Below are 17540 nucleotides of genomic sequence, written 5' to 3'. Positions count from 1 at the left end.
AGCTCTACACCGACATCCTGCTTTGATCCGGGGAGGGACAAACATGCCAGTAGAAATTCTTATGCCCGCCCTTTCCCCGACGATGGAGGAAGGCACGCTCTCGAAATGGCTGAAGAACGAAGGCGACAAGGTCACCTCCGGCGACGTCATTGCCGAAATCGAGACCGACAAGGCGACGATGGAAGTCGAAGCCGTCGATGAAGGCACGATTGGCAAGCTGCTGATCGCCGCCGGCACCGAAGGCGTCAAGGTCAACACCCCGATCGCCGTGCTGCTGCAGGACGGCGAAGGCGCCGGCGATATCGCTGCTCCGAAGGCCGAAGCACCGAAGGCAGCCGCCGCCGAGGCGCCGGTCGCATCCGCGCCGGCACCGGTCGCAGCCCAGCCGAAGGTGGAAGTCGCGGCCGATCCGGCGATTCCGGCCGGCACCGAAATGGTCACCATGACCGTTCGCGAAGCACTGCGCGACGCCATGGCTGAAGAAATGCGCTTGAGCGACGACGTCTTCGTCATGGGCGAGGAGGTTGCCGAATACCAGGGCGCCTACAAGATCACCCAAGGCCTGCTGCAGGAATTCGGCGCCCGTCGCGTCATCGACACCCCGATCACCGAGCACGGCTTTGCCGGCGTCGGCGTCGGCGCTGCCATGACCGGCCTTCGCCCGATCGTCGAGTTCATGACCTTCAACTTCGCCATGCAGGCGATCGACCAGATCATCAACTCGGCCGCCAAGACGCTCTATATGTCCGGTGGCCAGATGGGCGCCCCGATCGTGTTCCGTGGCCCGAGCGGTGCTGCCGCCCGCGTGGCCGCCCAGCACTCGCAGTGCTATGCCGCCTGGTACAGCCATATCCCGGGCCTCAAGGTCGTCATGCCCTACACGGCTGCTGACGCCAAGGGCCTGCTCAAGGCCGCGATCCGCGATCCGAACCCGGTCATCTTCCTCGAAAACGAAATCCTCTACGGTCAGTCCTTCGAAGTGCCGAAGCTTGACGATTTCGTTCTGCCGATCGGCAAGGCCCGCATCCACAAGCAGGGCAAGGACGCAACGGTCGTCTCCTTCGGCATCGGCATGACCTATGCGGTCAAGGCGGTCGCCGAGCTCGAAGCCCAGGGAATCGACGTCGAGCTGATCGACCTTCGCACCATCCGCCCGATGGATCTGCCGACGGTCATTGAATCGGTCAAGAAGACCGGCCGCCTCGTCACCGTCGAAGAGGGCTTCCCGCAGTCGTCGGTCGGTACCGAAATCGCCACCCGCGTCATGCAGCAGGCATTCGACTACCTCGATGCCCCGATCCTGACGATCGCCGGCAAGGACGTGCCGATGCCTTACGCCGCGAACCTCGAGAAGCTGGCGCTTCCGAACGTCGCCGAAGTCGTCGATGCGGTGAAAGCCGTTTGCTACAAGTAAGGGGAGGGTTCTTCGATGCCTATCAACATCACAATGCCGGCCCTCTCCCCGACGATGGAAGAAGGCAACCTGGCCAAGTGGCTGGTCAAGGAAGGCGATAAGGTCAAGTCCGGCGATGTGATCGCCGAGATCGAGACCGACAAGGCGACGATGGAAGTCGAAGCGGTCGACGAAGGCATCGTTGCCAAGCTCGTCGTCCCCGCCGGCACCGAAGGCGTCAAGGTCAACGCGCTGATCGCGGTTCTGGCTGCCGATGGCGAAGATGTCGCCGCCGCCGCCAAGGGCGGTAACGGTGCGGCTGCCCCCGCTCCGGCGGCCAAGGCGGAAACGCCTGCACCGGCGGCGCCAAGCGCCCCGGCTGCAGCTCCTGCACCAGCTGCTGCAGCTCCCGCCGCACAGCCTGCCAAGGCCGAGGGTGGCGCACGCGTCTTTTCTTCGCCGCTCGCCCGCCGTCTTGCCAAGGACGCCGGCATCGACCTGTCGGCCATTGCCGGTACCGGCCCGCATGGCCGTGTCGTCAAGAAGGACGTCGAAACCGCCGTTGCCGGTGGTGGGGCGAAGCCCGCAGCAGCCGCCGCACCTGCGGCCGCCCCGCTTGCCAAGGGCATGTCGGAAGACGCCGTTCTCAAGCTGTTCGAGCCGGGTTCCTACGAGCTCGTGCCGCATGACGGCATGCGCAAGACGATCGCCAAGCGTCTCGTCGAATCCAAGCAGACGATCCCGCACTTCTACGTGTCGGTCGACTGCGAACTCGACGCGCTGCTGGCGCTGCGCGCCCAGCTCAATGCTGCTTCGCCTGAAAGGGACGGCAAGCCGGTCTACAAGCTCTCGGTCAACGACATGGTGATCAAGGCTCTGGCTCTGGCGCTGCGCGACGTTCCGGATGCCAACGTGTCCTGGACCGACAGCAACATGGTCAAGCACAAGCACGCCGACGTCGGTGTTGCCGTGTCGATCCCGGGCGGCCTGATCACTCCGATCGTCCGCCAGGCCGAGCTGAAGAGCCTGTCTGCCATCTCCAACGAGATGAAGGACCTCGGCAAGCGCGCCAAGGACCGCAAGCTGAAGCCTGAGGAATACCAGGGCGGCACCACGGCTGTGTCCAACATGGGCATGATGGGCGTCAAGAACTTCGCCGCCGTCGTCAACCCGCCGCACGCCACGATCCTCGCGGTCGGCGCCGGCGAGGAGCGCGTCGTCGTCAAGAACAAGCAGATGGTCATCGCCAATGTCATGACCGTCACGCTCTCGACCGACCATCGCTGCGTCGATGGCGCGCTTGGCGCCGAACTGCTCGGTGCCTTCAAGCGCTACATCGAAAACCCGATGGGCATGCTGGTCTGAGTTGGAAAAGGACCGGCCTTCGGGCCGGTCCATTGCTTGTCGCGCAGTCGAAGGCGGGCCCGGACGATGAAAACAGTTCTCTGCTATGGCGACAGTTTGACCTGGGGCTACGATGCCACTGATGGTGGAAGGCATGCGCTTGCCGATCGCTGGTCGAGCGTGCTGCAGAAGGCGCTGGGCCCGGATGTCCAGGTCATTGCCGAGGGACTGAACGGCCGCACCACCGCCTATGACGACCACCTCGCCGATTGCGATCGCAACGGCGCGAAGGTGCTGCCGACCGTACTTCACAGCCATGCGCCGCTCGACCTCATCATATTCCTGCTCGGCACCAACGACATGAAGCCGGTGATCCACGGGACCGCTTTCGGTGCTGTGAAGGGCATCGAGCGCCTGGTCAATCTGGTGCGCCGCCACGACTGGCCGGTCGCCGACGAGGATGGCCCCGAGATCCTGATCGTCTCGCCGCCGCCGCTGTGCGAAACGGCCGACGCCGGTTTCGGCGCGATGTTTGCCGGCGGGATCGAGCAGTCTGCCATGCTCGCGCCGCTTTATCGCGATCTCGCCGACGAACTCGATTGCGGTTTCTTCGATGCCGGCTCCGTGGCTGTGACCACGCCGCTCGATGGCGTGCATCTCGATGCCGAAAACACACGTGCGATCGGCCGGGGACTGGAGCCGGTCGTGCGGATGATGCTCGGGGTCTAGGATATGGCCGGCGGCGTTACCATTCGTCCGGCAGAACGACGCGAGGCGGCCGAACTCGCCATCCTCGTCGATATCGCCGCACATGGTTTTGCGTCCTGGCTCTGGTACGGCTCAGTCCAGCACGGCGTGACCGATACGGCGTTTGAGCGCGGCCGCAACAAGCTGCGTGAAGACCAGGGGCCGGGAAACTGGCGCGATGCCCTGGTTGCAGAGGTCGATGACGAGGTCGCGGGCCTGTCCGTCGCCTATGCAATCGGTGCGGACGTGTCTGAAGTCGTCGCCGGGCATCCGGTTCTCGAACCTCTGCTGGCGCTGCAACGGCAGATCGCCGGTCATTGGTTCATCGAAAGCCTCGGTGTCTATCGCCATCAGCGTGGACGCGGCGTTGGCGGATCGCTTCTGGCAAGGGAATTCAAGCGCGCCGGACCGGCGCCGGTGAGCCTGATCACCGAAAGCCACAACATGAAGGCGCAGGCGCTATACAGGGCAAACGGTTTCGACGAGGCAGCGCGCGTTGAAGCGGTTCCGCTCTTTGAAGAAAGCAAGAAACACGACTGGGTGCTTTTCACCCGCAAGGTCGCTTGAGACAAAGGCAGGAAACACATGGCTGAGAATTACGACGTCATCGTCATCGGTTCGGGTCCGGGGGGCTATATCGCCGCCATTCGTGCGGCACAGCTGGGTCTCAAGACCGCGGTTGTCGAGCGCGAGCACCTCGCCGGCATCTGCTCCAACTGGGGCTGCATCCCGACCAAGGCGCTGTTGCGCTCCGCCGAAGTCCTGCACTATGCCCAGCATCCGGGCGCCTACGGCATCAAGATCGAAGGCACGGTGACGCCGGACCTGAAGGCGATCGTCGCCCGCTCGCGCGGCATTGCCGAGCGCATGAACGGCGGCGTCGGCTTCCTGATGAAGAAGAACAAGGTCGACGTCATCTGGGGCGAAGCGAAGCTCACGAAGCCGGGCGAAATCGTCGTCGGCAAGTCGACGAAGCCGGTCGTCCAGCCGCAGGCGCCGTTGCCGAAGAACACCAAGGGCGAGGGCACCTACACCGCCAAGCACATCATCATCGCCACCGGCGCCCGTCCGCGCGCGCTTCCGGGCATCGAGCCCGATGGCAAGCTGATCTGGACCTATTTCGAGGCGATGAAGCCTGAGGAAATGCCGAAGTCGCTGCTGGTCATGGGCTCGGGCGCGATCGGCATCGAATTCGCCTCGTTCTACCGCACCATGGGCGTCGAGGTGACGGTTGTCGAAGTCATGCCGAACGTCATGCCGGTGGAAGACGCCGAGATCTCGAACATCGCCAAGAAGCAGTTCGAAAAGCAGGGCATGAAGATCCATCTTCAGGCCAAGGTGACGAAGGTCGAAAAGGCCGCCAATTCGGTCACCGCCCATGTCGAGATGAAGGACGGCAAGGTCGAGAAGATCACCGCCGACCGCATGATCTCGGCCGTCGGCGTCCAGGGCAACATCGAGAACCTCGGTCTCGAAGCGCTGGGGATCAAGACCGACCGCGGCTGCATCGTCATCGACGGCTACGGCAAGACCAACGTTCCGGGCGTCTATGCCATCGGCGACGTTGCCGGCCCGCCGATGCTCGCCCATAAGGCGGAGCACGAAGCCGTCATCTGCGTCGAAAAGATCGCCGGCCTGCCGAATGTCCACCCGATGGACAAGCTGAAGATCCCGGGCTGCACCTATTGCCATCCGCAGGTCGCCTCGGTCGGTCTCACGGAAGCCAAGGCCAAGGAACTCGGCCGCGACATCCGCGTCGGCCGCTTCCCCTTCGTTGCCAACGGCAAGGCGATCGCGCTCGGCGAAGACCAGGGCATGGTCAAGACGATCTTCGACAAGAAGACCGGCGAACTCCTGGGCGCCCACATGGTCGGCGCCGAGGTCACGGAACTGATCCAGGGTTTCGTTGTCGCGATGAACCTCGAGACGACGGAAGAGGACCTGATGCACACCATCTTCCCGCATCCGACGATCTCGGAGACGATGAAGGAAAGCGTGCTCGACGCCTACGGCCGCGCGCTCAACGCGTAAGGCGTGCAGCGCCGGAACTTTTCACGCCCCTTCGGCATTGATAACGGCCTCGTTTTCAATGCATGGAGATCAAGATGAGCGTGAACGGCGTCGGTATTCTGGCTGCGATCATTATCGGCGGTTTGGCCGGGTGGCTCGCGGAAAGGTTCATGAACAGCGACATGGGTCTGTTCATGAACATACTGCTCGGCATCATCGGCGCGGTGGTGCTGAATTTCATCCTGGCGGCCTTCGGCATGGTCTTTGCCGGCTGGGTCGCCTATCTGGTCATCGGCTTCATCGGCGCCTGCCTGCTGATCGCCGTCGGCCGCGCCGTCAAACGATAGCCTGCCGGGCCATCTGCGCTTCCGTCGGGCGTGATATCAAGACGGCCTGACATTTCCGGTCGGGCCGTCTATATAGAGCGAAAATGGTCAACCGGCCTGATGCCGGCCCGCCGCGACGAGGAAGACAGTATGGTAACGGTGTTCGATGCCGTCTCTGACCGGGCGCAACGCGTCCGCCACCCGGAAAAGGCGCACAAGCCCGATACGGAAGTGATGCGCAAGCCCGAGTGGATCCGCGTGAAGGCGCCGATGTCCAAGGGCTACCAGGAGACGCGCGATCTGGTGCGGTCGCACAAGCTCGTCACGGTTTGTGAAGAGGCCGGCTGCCCGAACATCGGCGAATGCTGGGACAAGAAGCACGCCACCTTCATGATCATGGGCGAGATCTGTACCCGCGCCTGCGCCTTCTGCAACGTCGCGACCGGCAAGCCGAATGCGCTCGACATGGAAGAGCCCGCCAATATCGCCAAGGCCGTCAAGCAGATGGGCCTGTCCCACGTTGTCATCACCTCGGTCGACCGGGACGATCTGGCTGACGGTGGCGCCGAGCACTTCGAAAAGGTCATTTGGGCGATCCGCGAGGCGTCGCCGACGACCACCATCGAAATCCTGACGCCGGACTTCCTGAAGAAGCCGGGCGCGCTTGAACGCGTCGTTGCCGCCAAGCCCGACGTTTTCAACCACAACATGGAAACGGTGCCGGGCAACTATCTGACCGTACGCCCGGGTGCGCGTTACTTCCACTCCGTCCGCCTGCTGCAACGGGTGAAGGAACTGGATCCGACCATGTTCACCAAGTCCGGCATCATGGTCGGCCTCGGTGAGGAGCGCAACGAAGTGCTGCAGCTGATGGACGACCTGCGCACGGCCGATGTCGACTTCCTGACGATCGGTCAGTATCTGCAGCCGACCCGCAAGCACCACAAGGTCGAGGCGTATGTGACGCCGGAGGAGTTCAAGTCCTATGAGACCGTCGCCTACACCAAGGGCTTCCTGATGGTTTCGTCTAGCCCGCTGACGCGCTCGTCGCACCACGCCGGCGACGACTTCGCCCGCCTGCGTGCCGCCCGCGAAAAGAAGCTGGCTGCTGTGGCAAGCTAAGGCCCGGTCTTTCGATGCATTGGAAACTCCGGCTTCACGCCGGAGTTTCGCGTTTGAGATTGTTCTTCCCGAAACCTTCCGGGGGTTCTGATGGAGCAGCCGTCAAAACCGGCAAGTGTCAACTATGTCGACGATGCCGCCGCCATTGATCATATTCGCAGGGCCAGACGCATCCTTGTTGTCGGTTGCTCCGGCGGGGGCAAGTCGACGCTTTCGCAGAAACTGGCCCAGCAATTCCAGTTGACCTATATCTCGATCGATCGCGATATCCTTTGGCTGCCGGGTTGGGTGCAGCGTGGCGGTGCCGAGCAGCGCCAGCGCATTATCGAGAGGGTTGCCGGCGAACGCTGGATCATGGACGGCACCGGTCCATCCACATTCGATATCCGCGTGCCGAGAAGCGACATCGTCATCTGGGTGCGCATGCCACGACTTCTGTGCGTGTGGGGCGTTGTTACCCGCTGGCTGAAGCACTTCGGGCGCACCCGTCCAGAAATGGCGCCGGGCTGCATCGAGAAGATCGATCGCGAGTTTCTCGAATTCATCTGGACCTTCGAGGAGAAGTTCTCGCCGCGTATCGTCGCGGGTCTTGCGGAGCATGGCCCTGATGTGCCGGTCCTACAGTTGAAATCGCGGCGCCAAATGTCGCGGCTTCTTGATCTTCTTTGCCTGCCAGCTTAACTCCAAGCCATGCCGCATTTCGAAACCAACCACGTCGTCAAGCACACCGCAGACCAGATGTTCGATCTCGTCGCCGACGTCGAACAGTATCCGCAGTTCCTGCCGCTCTGCGAGGCGCTGACGGTGCGCTCGCGCAAGGAGCGGGACGGCAAGGTGCTGCTGCTCGCCGACATGACCGTCGGCTACAAGGCGATCCGTGAGACCTTCACGACCCAGGTGCTGTTGAACAAGGCAGAGCGGACGATCGACGTCAAATATATCGACGGGCCGTTCAAGTATCTCGACAACCGCTGGCGTTTCGAGCCATCGGGCGAGGGGCAATCGAACGTGCATTTCGACATCGACTACGAGTTCAAGAGCCGCATTCTCGGCGCGCTGATGGGCTCGATGTTCGATCGCGCGTTTCGCATGTTTTCCGACGCCTTCGAAAAGCGCGCCGATACCATCTATTCGGCCTGAGCGATCTGCATCAGCATGTCGAGTGCTGTGCGCACCGTCGCAAGCCTGACGTTGCTGCGGCCGATATCGCCGTAACGCATTTCCCGGTGCAGCAGCGCGCCGTTTCGGCCGGCTGCGGCGAGATGCACCAGCCCGACAGGTTTCTCGACCGACCCGCCACTCGGCCCGGCAATGCCCGTCACGGCCACCGCGAAATCGGCGCCCGAATGCCGTACGGCGCCTTGCGCCATCCCGATCGCCGTCTGACGCGAGACGGCGCCATGGGTGGTTAGCGTTGCCGTCTCGAAGCCGAGCATCGCGACTTTCGCTTCATTGGAATAGGTGACGAAACCGCGATCGACGACGGCGGACGAGCCTGAGATCTCGGTCAGCGCAGCGGCGATCAGGCCGCCGGTGCAGGATTCGGCCGTCGCGACCTTGAACCCCTTGACGGCGAATGCGGCGATGATCTGTCCGGCCTGGACTTCGATATCGGCGGGCCACATCAGGCGAGGTTCCCGTAGACGACGGTCGCCGTCGCGATCGCGGCGATGCCTTCGTCGCGACCGACGAAACCGAGGCGTTCGTTGGTGGTCGCCTTGACCGAGCAGCGGTCGAGCGAGATGCCCAGCATGTCCGCAAGGTTCTCGCGCATCGTCAGGCGATGCGGGCCGACTTTCGGCGCCTCGGCGATCAGCGAGATGTCGGCGTTGGTGATGATGCCGCCGCGCTCGCGCACGATCCTGGCGGCATGCTCCAGGAAGATGCGCGATGGCGCGCCCTTCCATTGCGGATCCGACGGCGGAAAATGATCGCCGATATCGCCGGCGCCGCAAGTCGCGAGCAGCGCGTCGGTGAGCGCATGCAGCGCCACGTCGGCGTCTGAATGGCCGGAGAGCTTCTTGGTGTGCGGGATGAAGACGCCGCAGAGCGTGACCCCGTCGCCCTCGACCAGCTGGTGCACGTCGTAGCCGTTGCCGGTGCGCACGTCTGGCAGCGTGCCCCGCTTGAGTTTCTCGTCGGCCATGGCGATGTCCCTTCTCAGTGTCAGTTTGACGTTGTCGACCGTGCCTTCGACCAGAACCACCTTGTGGCCGGCCCATTCGGCGATCGAGGCGTCGTCGGTGAAATCCGTACGGCCGCTCTTTGCGGCGTCCCTGTGGGCCGAGAGGATGGCCTGCAGTTCGAAGGTCTGCGGTGTCTGGGCGCCGTAAAGTCCCTCGCGCGGCACTGTTTCGACCACGATGCCGTCCTTGCCAGCGCGCTTCAGCGTGTCAGAAACGGCGACGGCCGGCAGCGCGGCCTTGGCGCCGTCGGCAAGGGCTCCAGCGCAGCGTCCAAGCAGTGCGTGGTCAGCGAAGGGGCGGACCGCATCCTGGATCATCACGTTACGGGAACCGGTTATCGCAAGGGCTTCCAGGCCGGCAAGAACCGACATCTGCCGTGTTGCCCCACCATGGACCACGATGACCTCTCCGACCATGGAACGCCTGCGCGCGGCATCAAACAGATCTTCGTCATCCGGATGGATGACGACGACGATCGGGCCAGTGCCCGGCCATGTCGCGAAAGTGTCAAGCGTATGGGCGATAACGGGGCGGTCGCCGATGGTTCGATATTGCTTCGGGCCCTCTGCCGATTGGCCGGCGCGTTCGCCGCGTCCCGCCGCAACGATCACCACGCCGCACTTGAGCTGTTCTTGAGGCTGCATCTTCTGTATGAGGTCCCGCATTCGCCGATCTTCGCCGTGGTGTACCGCGAAGGGTCGTGCTTTGCCAGCGCGGCATAATTCCGTGGATCGAAATCGGTCGTGGGGACACGCCGCAGGCCCTAGACCTGCAGCGACCTTGGCGCGCAACGAGCGACGTGCGGCGCTGTAAGTCAGGAAAATTGCGCGAAGCGCCGAAATCGGCTTGGCAAGGTTGAGAACAATGTCTAAAAATAGTGCAGGAACAACATGTGCCTGAAAGATATGCATTTGCCAATTCCGGCTCTCTCGTCTCCGTTTCGCATCGGACATGTCGACATCCGTAACCGGGTGGCGCTCGCGCCGATGTCTGGGGTTACCGATCTGCCGTTCCGGCGGCTTGCCTGGCGCTTTGGCGCGGGCTTCGTCGTGACCGAAATGGTGGCGAGCCGCGAACTGGTCGGCAACGCCCAGGAATCCTGGGCGCGGCTGAAGAACTCCGGCATCAAGCCGCATATCGTCCAGCTGGCTGGCCGCGAGGCCCATTGGATGGTGGAAGCCGCAAAGATTGCGGCAGACAATGGCGCCGACATCATCGACATCAACATGGGCTGCCCCGCCAAGAAGGTCACGGGTGGCTATTCCGGGTCGGCGCTGATGCGCGATCCCGATCACGCGCTGTCGCTGGTCGAAGCGACCGTCAATGCCGTCGATGTGCCGGTCACGCTGAAGATGCGGCTCGGCTGGGACGAAAATTCGCTCAATGCGCCGCTGATCGCCAGCCGCGCCGAAGCGGCTGGCGTCAAGGCGATCACCGTGCATGGCCGCACGCGCATGCAGTTCTACAACGGCAAGGCGGACTGGGATGCGATCCGGCGGGTTCGCGAGGTCATCACCGTGCCGCTGGTCGCCAACGGCGATGTCGAAACGGTCGCCGATGCCGAGGAAATCCTTCGCCGATCCGGCGCCGATGCCGTGATGGCAGGGCGCTCGTCGCAGGGCCGTCCGTGGCATATCGGTCTTCTCGCCGGTTCCGTCGCACACCCCAAGCAGGCGGAAGTCGCCGATATCTTCTCGGAACATTATGAAATGATGCTCGAATTCTATGGTGTCGAGGTCGGCCTGCGCCATGCGCGCAAGCATGTGGCCTGGTATCTGGACCGCTTCGCACCCGGCGTGGCCGGGACCGACAAGGCGGCCATCCTGACATCGGCCGATCCCCGTTTTGTCAGCGCGAAAGCAGACGCTGCAATACGCGAGGCAGTGCCGGCAAAGACGCAAGGTGCGGTGGCTGCAGAAGGGCTTGCCGCATGACGGAGAAGTCGATCCCTGCGAATGCGCCCGCCAATGGTCTGTCGATGGCGGTTCTGAACGCCATTCAAAACCCGGTGATTCTCGTCGATGCCAATGGCCTTGTGGCCTTCGCCAATTGGGAGGCCGAGTCGTTTTTCGGCGCCAGTGCCAGCCACCTGGCGCGTCACAATATCAGCGCCTTCATTCCGTTCGGCAGCCCGCTCCTGACCTTGATCGAGCAGGTCCGCGAGCGCAGGGCGCCGGTCAACGAGTATCGTGTCGATCTGAGTTCGCCGCGTCTCGGTGCCGACAAGCTGGTCGATCTCTACGTTGCGCCTGTCTTGTCCGAGCCGGGTGCGGTCGTCGTCGTCTTCCAGGAACGCTCGATGGCCGACAAGATCGACCGGCAATTGACCCACCGCGGCGCTGCCCGTTCGGTGACAGGGCTCGCCTCGATGCTCGCACATGAGATCAAGAACCCGCTCTCGGGTATCCGCGGTGCCGCGCAATTGCTGGAAACGTCGGCCAGCGACGAAGACCGGGCGCTGACGCGGCTGATCTGCGACGAGACCGACCGCATCGTTTCGCTGGTTGACCGCATGGAGGTGTTTTCCGACGAGCGCCCGGTGGACCGCGTGCCGCTCAACATCCATTCGGTCCTTGACCACGTCAAGGCGATCGCCAAGGCGGGTTTTGCCCGGCACATCAAGTTCTCCGAGAACTATGACCCTTCCCTGCCGCCGGTTCACGCCAATCGCGATCAGCTGGTCCAGGTGTTTCTGAACCTGATCAAGAACGCCGCCGAGGCGATTGGCGAGCGCGTAGACGGCGAGATCGTGCTGACGACAGCGTACCGGCCGGGCATCCGCCTGTCGGTCGCCGGCACGCGCGAGAAGATCTCGCTGCCGCTGGAGTTCTGCGTGCATGACAATGGCCCGGGCGTGCCGCAGGACCTGTTGCCGCTGCTCTTTGATCCCTTCATCACCACCAAGACCAACGGTTCCGGCCTAGGGCTCGCCCTGGTCGCCAAGATCATCGGCGGCCATGGCGGCATCGTCGAATGTGACAGCCAGCAGAACCGTACCACGTTCCGCGTCCTGATGCCGGCCTCCAAGGGCATGGCGGCGGATGAAGACGACATGCCCATGACAAAAGGAAACCTTGCATGACGGGTGCCACGATCCTCGTCGCGGATGACGATGCCGCCATTCGTACCGTCCTCAACCAGGCACTGAGCCGTGCCGGCTACGATGTGCGCATCACCTCCAATGCCGCGACGCTGTGGCGCTGGATCGCAGCGGGCGATGGCGATCTGGTTGTGACCGACGTGGTCATGCCCGACGAGAACGCCTTCGATCTCCTGCCGCGCATCAAGAAGGCGAGACCCGATCTGCCCGTGCTGGTCATGAGCGCCCAGAACACCTTCATGACGGCGATCAAGGCCTCGGAAAAAGGGGCCTACGACTACCTTCCGAAACCCTTCGACCTGACCGAGCTGATCGGCATCATTGGCCGGGCGCTGGCGGAACCCAAGCGCCGCCCGGCAAGGCTCGACGACGACACCCAGGACGGCATGCCGCTCGTCGGGCGCTCGGCGGCGATGCAGGAGATCTACCGGGTGCTGGCGCGGCTGATGCAGACGGACCTGACCTTGATGATCACCGGCGAGTCCGGGACCGGCAAGGAGCTTGTTGCCCGCGCGCTGCACGACTACGGCAAGCGCCGCAATGGCCCGTTCGTCGCGATCAACATGGCGGCGATCCCGCGCGATCTGATCGAATCGGAACTGTTCGGCCACGAGAAAGGCGCCTTCACCGGCGCGCAGATGCGCTCCACCGGCCGCTTCGAGCAGGCCGAGGGCGGCACGCTGTTCCTCGATGAAATCGGCGACATGCCGATGGATGCGCAGACGCGCCTGCTGCGCGTGCTGCAGCAAGGCGAGTACACCACGGTCGGTGGGCGCACGCCGATCCGCTCCGACGTGCGCATCGTTGCCGCCACCAACAAGGATCTCAAGCAGTCGATCAATCAGGGGCTGTTCCGCGAAGACCTCTATTACCGCCTGAACGTCGTGCCGCTGCGCCTGCCGCCGCTGCGCGACCGCGCCGAGGATATTCCGGACCTGGTGCGCCACTTCGTACAGCAGGCGGAAAAGGAAGGTCTTGATGTCAAGCGCTTCGACCACGAGGCGCTGGAACTGATGAAGGCGCATCCCTGGCCGGGCAACGTGCGCGAACTGGAAAACCTCATCCGGCGCCTGACGGCACTTTATCCACAGGATGTGATCACCCGCGAGATCATCGAAAACGAGCTGCGCTCGGAGATCCCCGACAGCCCGATCGAGAAGGCGGCGGCGCGGCCAGGTTCGCTGACGATTTCCCAGGCGGTCGAGGAAAACATGCGCCAGTATTTCGCAAGCTTTGGCGATACCTTGCCACCGGCCGGCCTCTACGATCGCGTGCTCGCGGAAATGGAGTATCCGCTCATTCTCGCAGCCCTGACGGCCACCCGCGGCAACCAGATCAAGGCCGCCGATCTGCTCGGGCTCAACCGTAACACCCTGCGCAAGAAGATCCGCGAACTCGGCGTTTCGGTCTATCGCAGCTCACGCAGCGCTTGACTTGGTCACGCCCACCGTTGCATTTTCGCCACAATGCGTTGCTTGAACGTGTGATGGCCGCCGAATCGCGCGTTGTTGCCGTCCCTTCAATCGATTTGACCCGGTTGATCTGATCCGGGCGCAGAAGCGCGACGGCCTATTTGGGTGGCGAGGTCAGCCTTTGACCAGAGAATGCAAGCAAGTAATGCCGTCGCCGGCTGGCGCCGGTGGGGGGAACGCTTTTCATGGTGGACGCAATGGCCTTGCCGCTGGGCACAGATGAAGGACTGGCGGCGCAGGATCGACGCGCGTCCTTCGCCCTGCCGGGCCTCATGCTGGCGACCGGCGCACTGGTCTGCGCAACCGTCTCGCTGCTCGTTCTTCTCGGGCTGACGCCGATCAAGCTCGAGCGCAACGTCGTCATCGCCTGTGCGGCGATCAACAGCCTCTTCGTTGTCGGCCTGATCTATCTCATCGCCCGCGAAATCCTCCGGTTGCTGCGCGCGCGCAGCAAGGGGCGGGCGGCCGCGCGCCTGCATGTTCGCATCGTCGCGCTGTTCTCGATCGTCGCGATCACGCCCGCGGTTCTCGTGGCAATCTTCGCCAGCATCACGCTCGATGTCGGCCTTGATCGCTGGTTCTCGCTGAGGACCCAGGCGATCGTTCGCTCATCGATCAACGTCGCACAGGCCTATGTGCTGGAAAATGCCAGCTACCTCCAGGGCCAGACGGTGTCGATGGCCAATGACCTCGAGCGCAACCGCCAACTCTACAGCCTCGACCGCACCGGCTTCATGGAACTGATGACCCGGCAGGCGCGCGGGCGCGGCATGCTCGGCGCCTTTCTCGTTCGCGCGGACGGCAGCGCCATTGTCCAGGCGAACATCTCGACCGATCGGCCATTGCCGGCCATTCCGCCGGATGCGCTGAAAAGCTCCGTCTCCGGTCAGCCGACGCTGATCCCGCCCGGGATCACGAACCTCGTCGGCGCCGTCATCCCGCTCGACGACATTCCCGGTACCTTTCTCTACACGGTGCGCAACGTCGATCCCGAGGTTATGCGCTCGCTGCGGCTGATGGAAGAAAACACCGCCGAGTACAAGATGCTGGAGGCGGGGCGAACCTTTACGCAGATCGCCTTCGGCGTGCTCTATATCGGCTTCGCGCTCATCGTTCTCTTGGCTGCGATCTGGACGGCGATTGCGGTTGCCGACCGGATCGTGCGGCCGATCCGGCAGTTGATCGGCGCCGCCGACAGCGTCGCCTCGGGCAATCTCGATGTCGTCGTGCCGGTGCGCGCCGTCGATGGTGACGTCGGCAACCTCTCGCGCACCTTCAACAAGATGGTATCGGAAATCCGCAGCCAGCAGGAACAGATCCTGGAGGCCAAGGACGAGGTGGATCACCGCAGCCGCTTCATCGAAGCGGTGCTGTCGGGTGTGACCGCTGCCGTCATCGGCGTCGGCCGCGATCGGCAGATCACCATCGCAAACCCGTCGTCGGAAGAGTTCTTGAAGAAGGCGGCGCCGGACCTGGTGGGCGCCGACCTTAGAAAAATGGCGCCCGAGATCGAAGAGGTGCTGGTGGAGGCCGAAGGGCGCCACCGCAACGATTACCGCAAGCAGATCAACGTGATGCGCGGCGGCACCGAGCGGACGCTGAACGTTCAGGTGACGCGCGAGGAGGGCGGCGAGGCAAACGAGTCCTACGTCATCACCATCGATGACATCACCGACCTCGTCATCGCCCAGCGCTCCACCGCCTGGGCGGACGTCGCGCGCCGCATCGCGCACGAGATCAAGAACCCGCTGACGCCGATCCAGCTTTCGGCCGAGCGCCTGAAGCGCCGCTATGGCAAGCAGATCAACCCGGACGACAAGCAAGTGTTCGACCAGTGCACGGATACGATCGTGCGCCAGGTGGAAGACATCGGCCGCATGGTCGACGAGTTCTCGGCCTTCGCGCGCATGCCGAAGCCGACAAAAGAAAAGGCCGATCTCCGCGCGATCCTGAAGGACGCGATGTTCCTGCGCGAGATGGGCAACAATCACATCGATTTCGTACGCGACCTTGGCGAAGAGCCGCTCGACGGCCTGTTTGACGGGCGCATGCTCGGCCAGGCGTTCGGCAACATCGTCAAGAACGCCGTCGAATCGATCGAGGCCGTGCCGGCCGACGCCGTTCGCGGCAAGCCGACGATCGTCGCGCGGGCACGGACGGACGCGGCGACCGGGCGCTTCGTTGTCGACATCATCGACAACGGCAAGGGCCTGCCGACGGAAAACCGGCACCGCATTCTGGAGCCATACATGACGATGCGCGAGAAGGGCACGGGCCTCGGTCTCGCCATCGTCAAGAAGATCATCGAGGACCACGGCGGACAATTGGAATTGCACGATGCACCGGCTGAATACGACGGCGGTGTCGGAGCGATGATCCGCGTGGTCCTTCCGCCTGCCGGAGAGACCGGGGGCGAAGAAAGCTTGAAGGATAAGGGTACGAGCGATGGCCGCTGATATTCTGGTAGTGGACGATGAGGAAGATATCCGCGAGATCGTGTCGGGTATCCTCTCCGACGAAGGGCACGAGACCCGCACCGCCTTCGACAGCGACAGTGCGCTGGCCGCCATCAGCGACCGCGTGCCGCGCCTGGTGTTCCTCGACATCTGGATGCAGGGGAGCAGGCTCGATGGCCTGGCGCTGCTGGACGAGATCAAGGGACGGCACCCGGACCTTCCCGTCGTCATGATTTCCGGTCACGGCAACATCGAGACCGCGGTCAACGCCATCAAGCGCGGCGCCTATGATTTCATCGAGAAGCCGTTCAAGGCAGACCGTCTGATCCTGATCGCCGAGCGGGCGCTCGAAAACTCCAAGCTCAAGCGCGAGGTGTCGGAACTCAAGAAGAAGTCCGGCGATCCCGTGGAACTGATCGGCACGTCCGTCGCCGTATCGCAGCTTCGTCAGACGATCGAGAAGGTGGCGCCGACAAACAGCCGCATCATGATCCAGGGACCGTCCGGCTCCGGCAAGGAGTTGGTCGCGCGGATGATGCATCGCAAGTCGACCCGTTCGACCGGTCCGTTCGTGGCGTTGAATGCGGCGGCGATCACGCCGGACCGCATGGAGATTGCACTCTTCGGAACCGAGGGAACGCCGGGGCAGCCACGCCGCACCGGCGCGCTCGAGGAGGCCCATGGCGGCATTCTCTACCTCGACGAAGTCGGCGAAATGCCGCGCGAAACGCAAAACAAGATCCTGCGCGTTCTCGTAGACCAGCAATTCGAGCGCGTGGGGGGCACCAAGCGCGTCAAGGTGGATGTTCGCATCATCTCGTCGACCGCCTACAATCTCGAAAACATGATCTCCGAGGGCCTGTTCCGCGAAGATCTGTTCCACCGGCTGGCCGTTATCCCGGTGCGCGTGCCGGCGCTCGCCGAGCGTCGGGAGGACATCCCGTTCCTCGTCGACATGTTCATGCGCCAGGTGAGCGAGCAGGCCGGCATCCGTCCGCGCAAGATCGGCGACGATGCGCTCGCCGTCCTTCAGGCGCACGACTGGCCCGGAAACATCCGCCAGCTGCGCAACAACATCGAGCGCCTGATGATCCTTGCCCGCAGCGACGGTCCCGACACGCCGATCTCGGCCGATATGCTGCCGACGGAAGTGGGCGACACGCTGCCAAAGATCTCCGCCCAGGGCGATCAGCACATCATGACGCTGCCATTGCGCGAGGCTCGCGAAATGTTCGAGCGTGATTATCTGATCGCGCAGATCAACCGATTCGGCGGCAACATTTCGCGCACGGCGGAGTTTGTCGGCATGGAGCGGTCGGCCTTGCATCGCAAGCTCAAGTCGCTGGGCGTCTGACCGGTCCTCCCGGTGAAAACGCCCGCGCTT

General features: G+C 63.4%; 16 protein-coding genes. 14 read left to right on the top strand and 2 right to left on the bottom strand.

The window, feature by feature from the left end; genetic code table 11:
- Positions 1-43 precede the first annotated feature (43 nt).
- From VGO12_RS16995 to VGO12_RS16955, 9 genes are all read left to right on the top strand, one after another.
- Positions 44-1414, top strand: coding sequence for a pyruvate dehydrogenase complex E1 component subunit beta (locus VGO12_RS16995; protein WP_327513920.1), 1371 nt, complete (start codon positions 44-46; stop codon positions 1412-1414).
- Between the two features lie 15 nt (positions 1415-1429).
- Entirely contained in the window at positions 1430-2758 is a 1329-nt protein-coding gene (locus tag VGO12_RS16990) for a pyruvate dehydrogenase complex dihydrolipoamide acetyltransferase (RefSeq protein ID WP_327513919.1), read from the top strand.
- Positions 2759-2824: 66 nt separating this feature from the next.
- Positions 2825-3466 (top strand): SGNH/GDSL hydrolase family protein, encoded by a 642-nt coding sequence (locus VGO12_RS16985; protein ID WP_327513918.1) that lies wholly within the window; start codon positions 2825-2827, stop codon positions 3464-3466.
- A 3-nt stretch (positions 3467-3469) separates the two neighbouring features.
- Positions 3470-4051 carry a GNAT family N-acetyltransferase gene (locus VGO12_RS16980; RefSeq protein WP_327513917.1) on the top strand — a complete coding sequence of 194 codons (582 nt, stop codon included), beginning with the start codon at positions 3470-3472 and terminating at the stop codon, positions 4049-4051.
- Positions 4052-4069: 18 nt separating this feature from the next.
- A complete protein-coding gene (gene lpdA / locus VGO12_RS16975) occupies positions 4070-5515 on the top strand; it encodes a dihydrolipoyl dehydrogenase (RefSeq protein ID WP_327513916.1) in 1446 nt (481 codons plus the stop codon).
- Positions 5516-5589: 74 nt separating this feature from the next.
- Positions 5590-5841 carry a GlsB/YeaQ/YmgE family stress response membrane protein gene (locus VGO12_RS16970; RefSeq protein WP_327495192.1) on the top strand — a complete coding sequence of 84 codons (252 nt, stop codon included), beginning with the start codon at positions 5590-5592 and terminating at the stop codon, positions 5839-5841.
- A gap of 129 nt (positions 5842-5970) precedes the next feature.
- The gene (gene lipA, locus VGO12_RS16965; RefSeq protein ID WP_327513915.1) at positions 5971-6942 is read left to right on the top strand and encodes a lipoyl synthase; all 972 of its coding nucleotides are present in this window, start codon (positions 5971-5973) and stop codon (positions 6940-6942) included.
- A gap of 90 nt (positions 6943-7032) precedes the next feature.
- Positions 7033-7623, top strand: a complete 591-nt coding sequence (locus tag VGO12_RS16960) for an AAA family ATPase (RefSeq protein ID WP_327513914.1) — start codon at positions 7033-7035, stop codon at positions 7621-7623.
- Positions 7624-7632: 9 nt separating this feature from the next.
- Complete coding sequence (locus tag VGO12_RS16955) at positions 7633-8082, top strand: type II toxin-antitoxin system RatA family toxin (protein ID WP_327513913.1); 450 nt, start codon at positions 7633-7635, stop codon at positions 8080-8082.
- Here the strand turns inward: VGO12_RS16955 and VGO12_RS16950 are convergent.
- Positions 8070-8567, bottom strand: a complete 498-nt coding sequence (locus VGO12_RS16950; protein ID WP_327513912.1) for a CinA family protein — start codon at positions 8565-8567, stop codon at positions 8070-8072. The genes VGO12_RS16955 and VGO12_RS16950 overlap by 13 nt on opposite strands.
- A complete protein-coding gene (locus VGO12_RS16945) occupies positions 8567-9772 on the bottom strand; it encodes a bifunctional 2-C-methyl-D-erythritol 4-phosphate cytidylyltransferase/2-C-methyl-D-erythritol 2,4-cyclodiphosphate synthase (RefSeq protein ID WP_327513921.1) in 1206 nt (401 codons plus the stop codon). The genes VGO12_RS16950 and VGO12_RS16945 overlap by 1 nt, the downstream gene beginning before the upstream one ends.
- Positions 9773-10018: 246 nt before the next feature.
- On the opposite strand from VGO12_RS16945, the gene dusB reads away from it, so the two are divergent.
- The 5 genes from dusB (at position 10019) to ntrX (ending at position 17510) form a co-directional block, all read left to right on the top strand.
- On the top strand, positions 10019-11062 hold the full coding sequence (dusB, locus tag VGO12_RS16940) for a tRNA dihydrouridine synthase DusB (RefSeq protein WP_327513911.1): 1044 nt from the start codon (positions 10019-10021) through the stop codon (positions 11060-11062).
- Positions 11059-12210: a nitrogen regulation protein NR(II) gene (locus VGO12_RS16935; protein WP_327513910.1), complete on the top strand. Its 1152-nt coding sequence runs from the start codon at positions 11059-11061 to the stop codon at positions 12208-12210. The genes dusB and VGO12_RS16935 overlap by 4 nt, the downstream gene beginning before the upstream one ends.
- The gene (gene ntrC, locus VGO12_RS16930; RefSeq protein WP_327513909.1) at positions 12207-13661 is read left to right on the top strand and encodes a nitrogen regulation protein NR(I); all 1455 of its coding nucleotides are present in this window, start codon (positions 12207-12209) and stop codon (positions 13659-13661) included. Before VGO12_RS16935 ends, ntrC begins: the two co-directional genes overlap by 4 nt.
- Before the next feature lie 224 nt (positions 13662-13885).
- Positions 13886-16156: a PAS domain-containing sensor histidine kinase gene (locus VGO12_RS16925; RefSeq protein ID WP_327513908.1), complete on the top strand. Its 2271-nt coding sequence runs from the start codon at positions 13886-13888 to the stop codon at positions 16154-16156.
- The gene (gene ntrX / locus VGO12_RS16920; protein WP_327513907.1) at positions 16146-17510 is read left to right on the top strand and encodes a two-component system response regulator NtrX; all 1365 of its coding nucleotides are present in this window, start codon (positions 16146-16148) and stop codon (positions 17508-17510) included. The genes VGO12_RS16925 and ntrX overlap by 11 nt, the downstream gene beginning before the upstream one ends.
- The last annotated feature ends 30 nt before the right edge of the window (positions 17511-17540 follow it).

The sequence above is a fragment of the Ensifer sp. genome (genome assembly GCF_035999135.1).
In the GTDB taxonomy this organism is placed as follows: Bacteria; Pseudomonadota; Alphaproteobacteria; order Rhizobiales; family Rhizobiaceae; genus Ensifer.
Note: the sequence above shows the minus strand (reverse complement) of the source record. Positions and strands in the feature narration are given on the sequence as shown.

What these genes read in the sequence shown, in the direction of transcription:
- VGO12_RS16995 (WP_327513920.1), top strand. Translation starts at nt 44, where the DNA reads ATGCCAGTAGAAATTCTTATGCCCGCCCTTTCCCCGACGATGGAGGAA.
- VGO12_RS16990 (WP_327513919.1), top strand. Translation starts at nt 1,430, where the DNA reads ATGCCTATCAACATCACAATGCCGGCCCTCTCCCCGACGATGGAAGAA.
- VGO12_RS16985 (WP_327513918.1), top strand. Translation starts at nt 2,825, where the DNA reads ATGAAAACAGTTCTCTGCTATGGCGACAGTTTGACCTGGGGCTACGAT.
- VGO12_RS16980 (WP_327513917.1), top strand. Translation starts at nt 3,470, where the DNA reads ATGGCCGGCGGCGTTACCATTCGTCCGGCAGAACGACGCGAGGCGGCC.
- lpdA (WP_327513916.1), top strand. Translation starts at nt 4,070, where the DNA reads ATGGCTGAGAATTACGACGTCATCGTCATCGGTTCGGGTCCGGGGGGC.
- VGO12_RS16970 (WP_327495192.1), top strand. Translation starts at nt 5,590, where the DNA reads ATGAGCGTGAACGGCGTCGGTATTCTGGCTGCGATCATTATCGGCGGT.
- lipA (WP_327513915.1), top strand. Translation starts at nt 5,971, where the DNA reads ATGGTAACGGTGTTCGATGCCGTCTCTGACCGGGCGCAACGCGTCCGC.
- VGO12_RS16960 (WP_327513914.1), top strand. Translation starts at nt 7,033, where the DNA reads ATGGAGCAGCCGTCAAAACCGGCAAGTGTCAACTATGTCGACGATGCC.
- VGO12_RS16955 (WP_327513913.1), top strand. Translation starts at nt 7,633, where the DNA reads ATGCCGCATTTCGAAACCAACCACGTCGTCAAGCACACCGCAGACCAG.
- VGO12_RS16950 (WP_327513912.1), bottom strand. Translation starts at nt 8,567, where the DNA reads ATGTGGCCCGCCGATATCGAAGTCCAGGCCGGACAGATCATCGCCGCA.
- VGO12_RS16945 (WP_327513921.1), bottom strand. Translation starts at nt 9,772, where the DNA reads ATGCAGCCTCAAGAACAGCTCAAGTGCGGCGTGGTGATCGTTGCGGCG.
- dusB (WP_327513911.1), top strand. Translation starts at nt 10,019, where the DNA reads ATGTGCCTGAAAGATATGCATTTGCCAATTCCGGCTCTCTCGTCTCCG.
- VGO12_RS16935 (WP_327513910.1), top strand. Translation starts at nt 11,059, where the DNA reads ATGACGGAGAAGTCGATCCCTGCGAATGCGCCCGCCAATGGTCTGTCG.
- ntrC (WP_327513909.1), top strand. Translation starts at nt 12,207, where the DNA reads ATGACGGGTGCCACGATCCTCGTCGCGGATGACGATGCCGCCATTCGT.
- VGO12_RS16925 (WP_327513908.1), top strand. Translation starts at nt 13,886, where the DNA reads ATGGTGGACGCAATGGCCTTGCCGCTGGGCACAGATGAAGGACTGGCG.
- ntrX (WP_327513907.1), top strand. Translation starts at nt 16,146, where the DNA reads ATGGCCGCTGATATTCTGGTAGTGGACGATGAGGAAGATATCCGCGAG.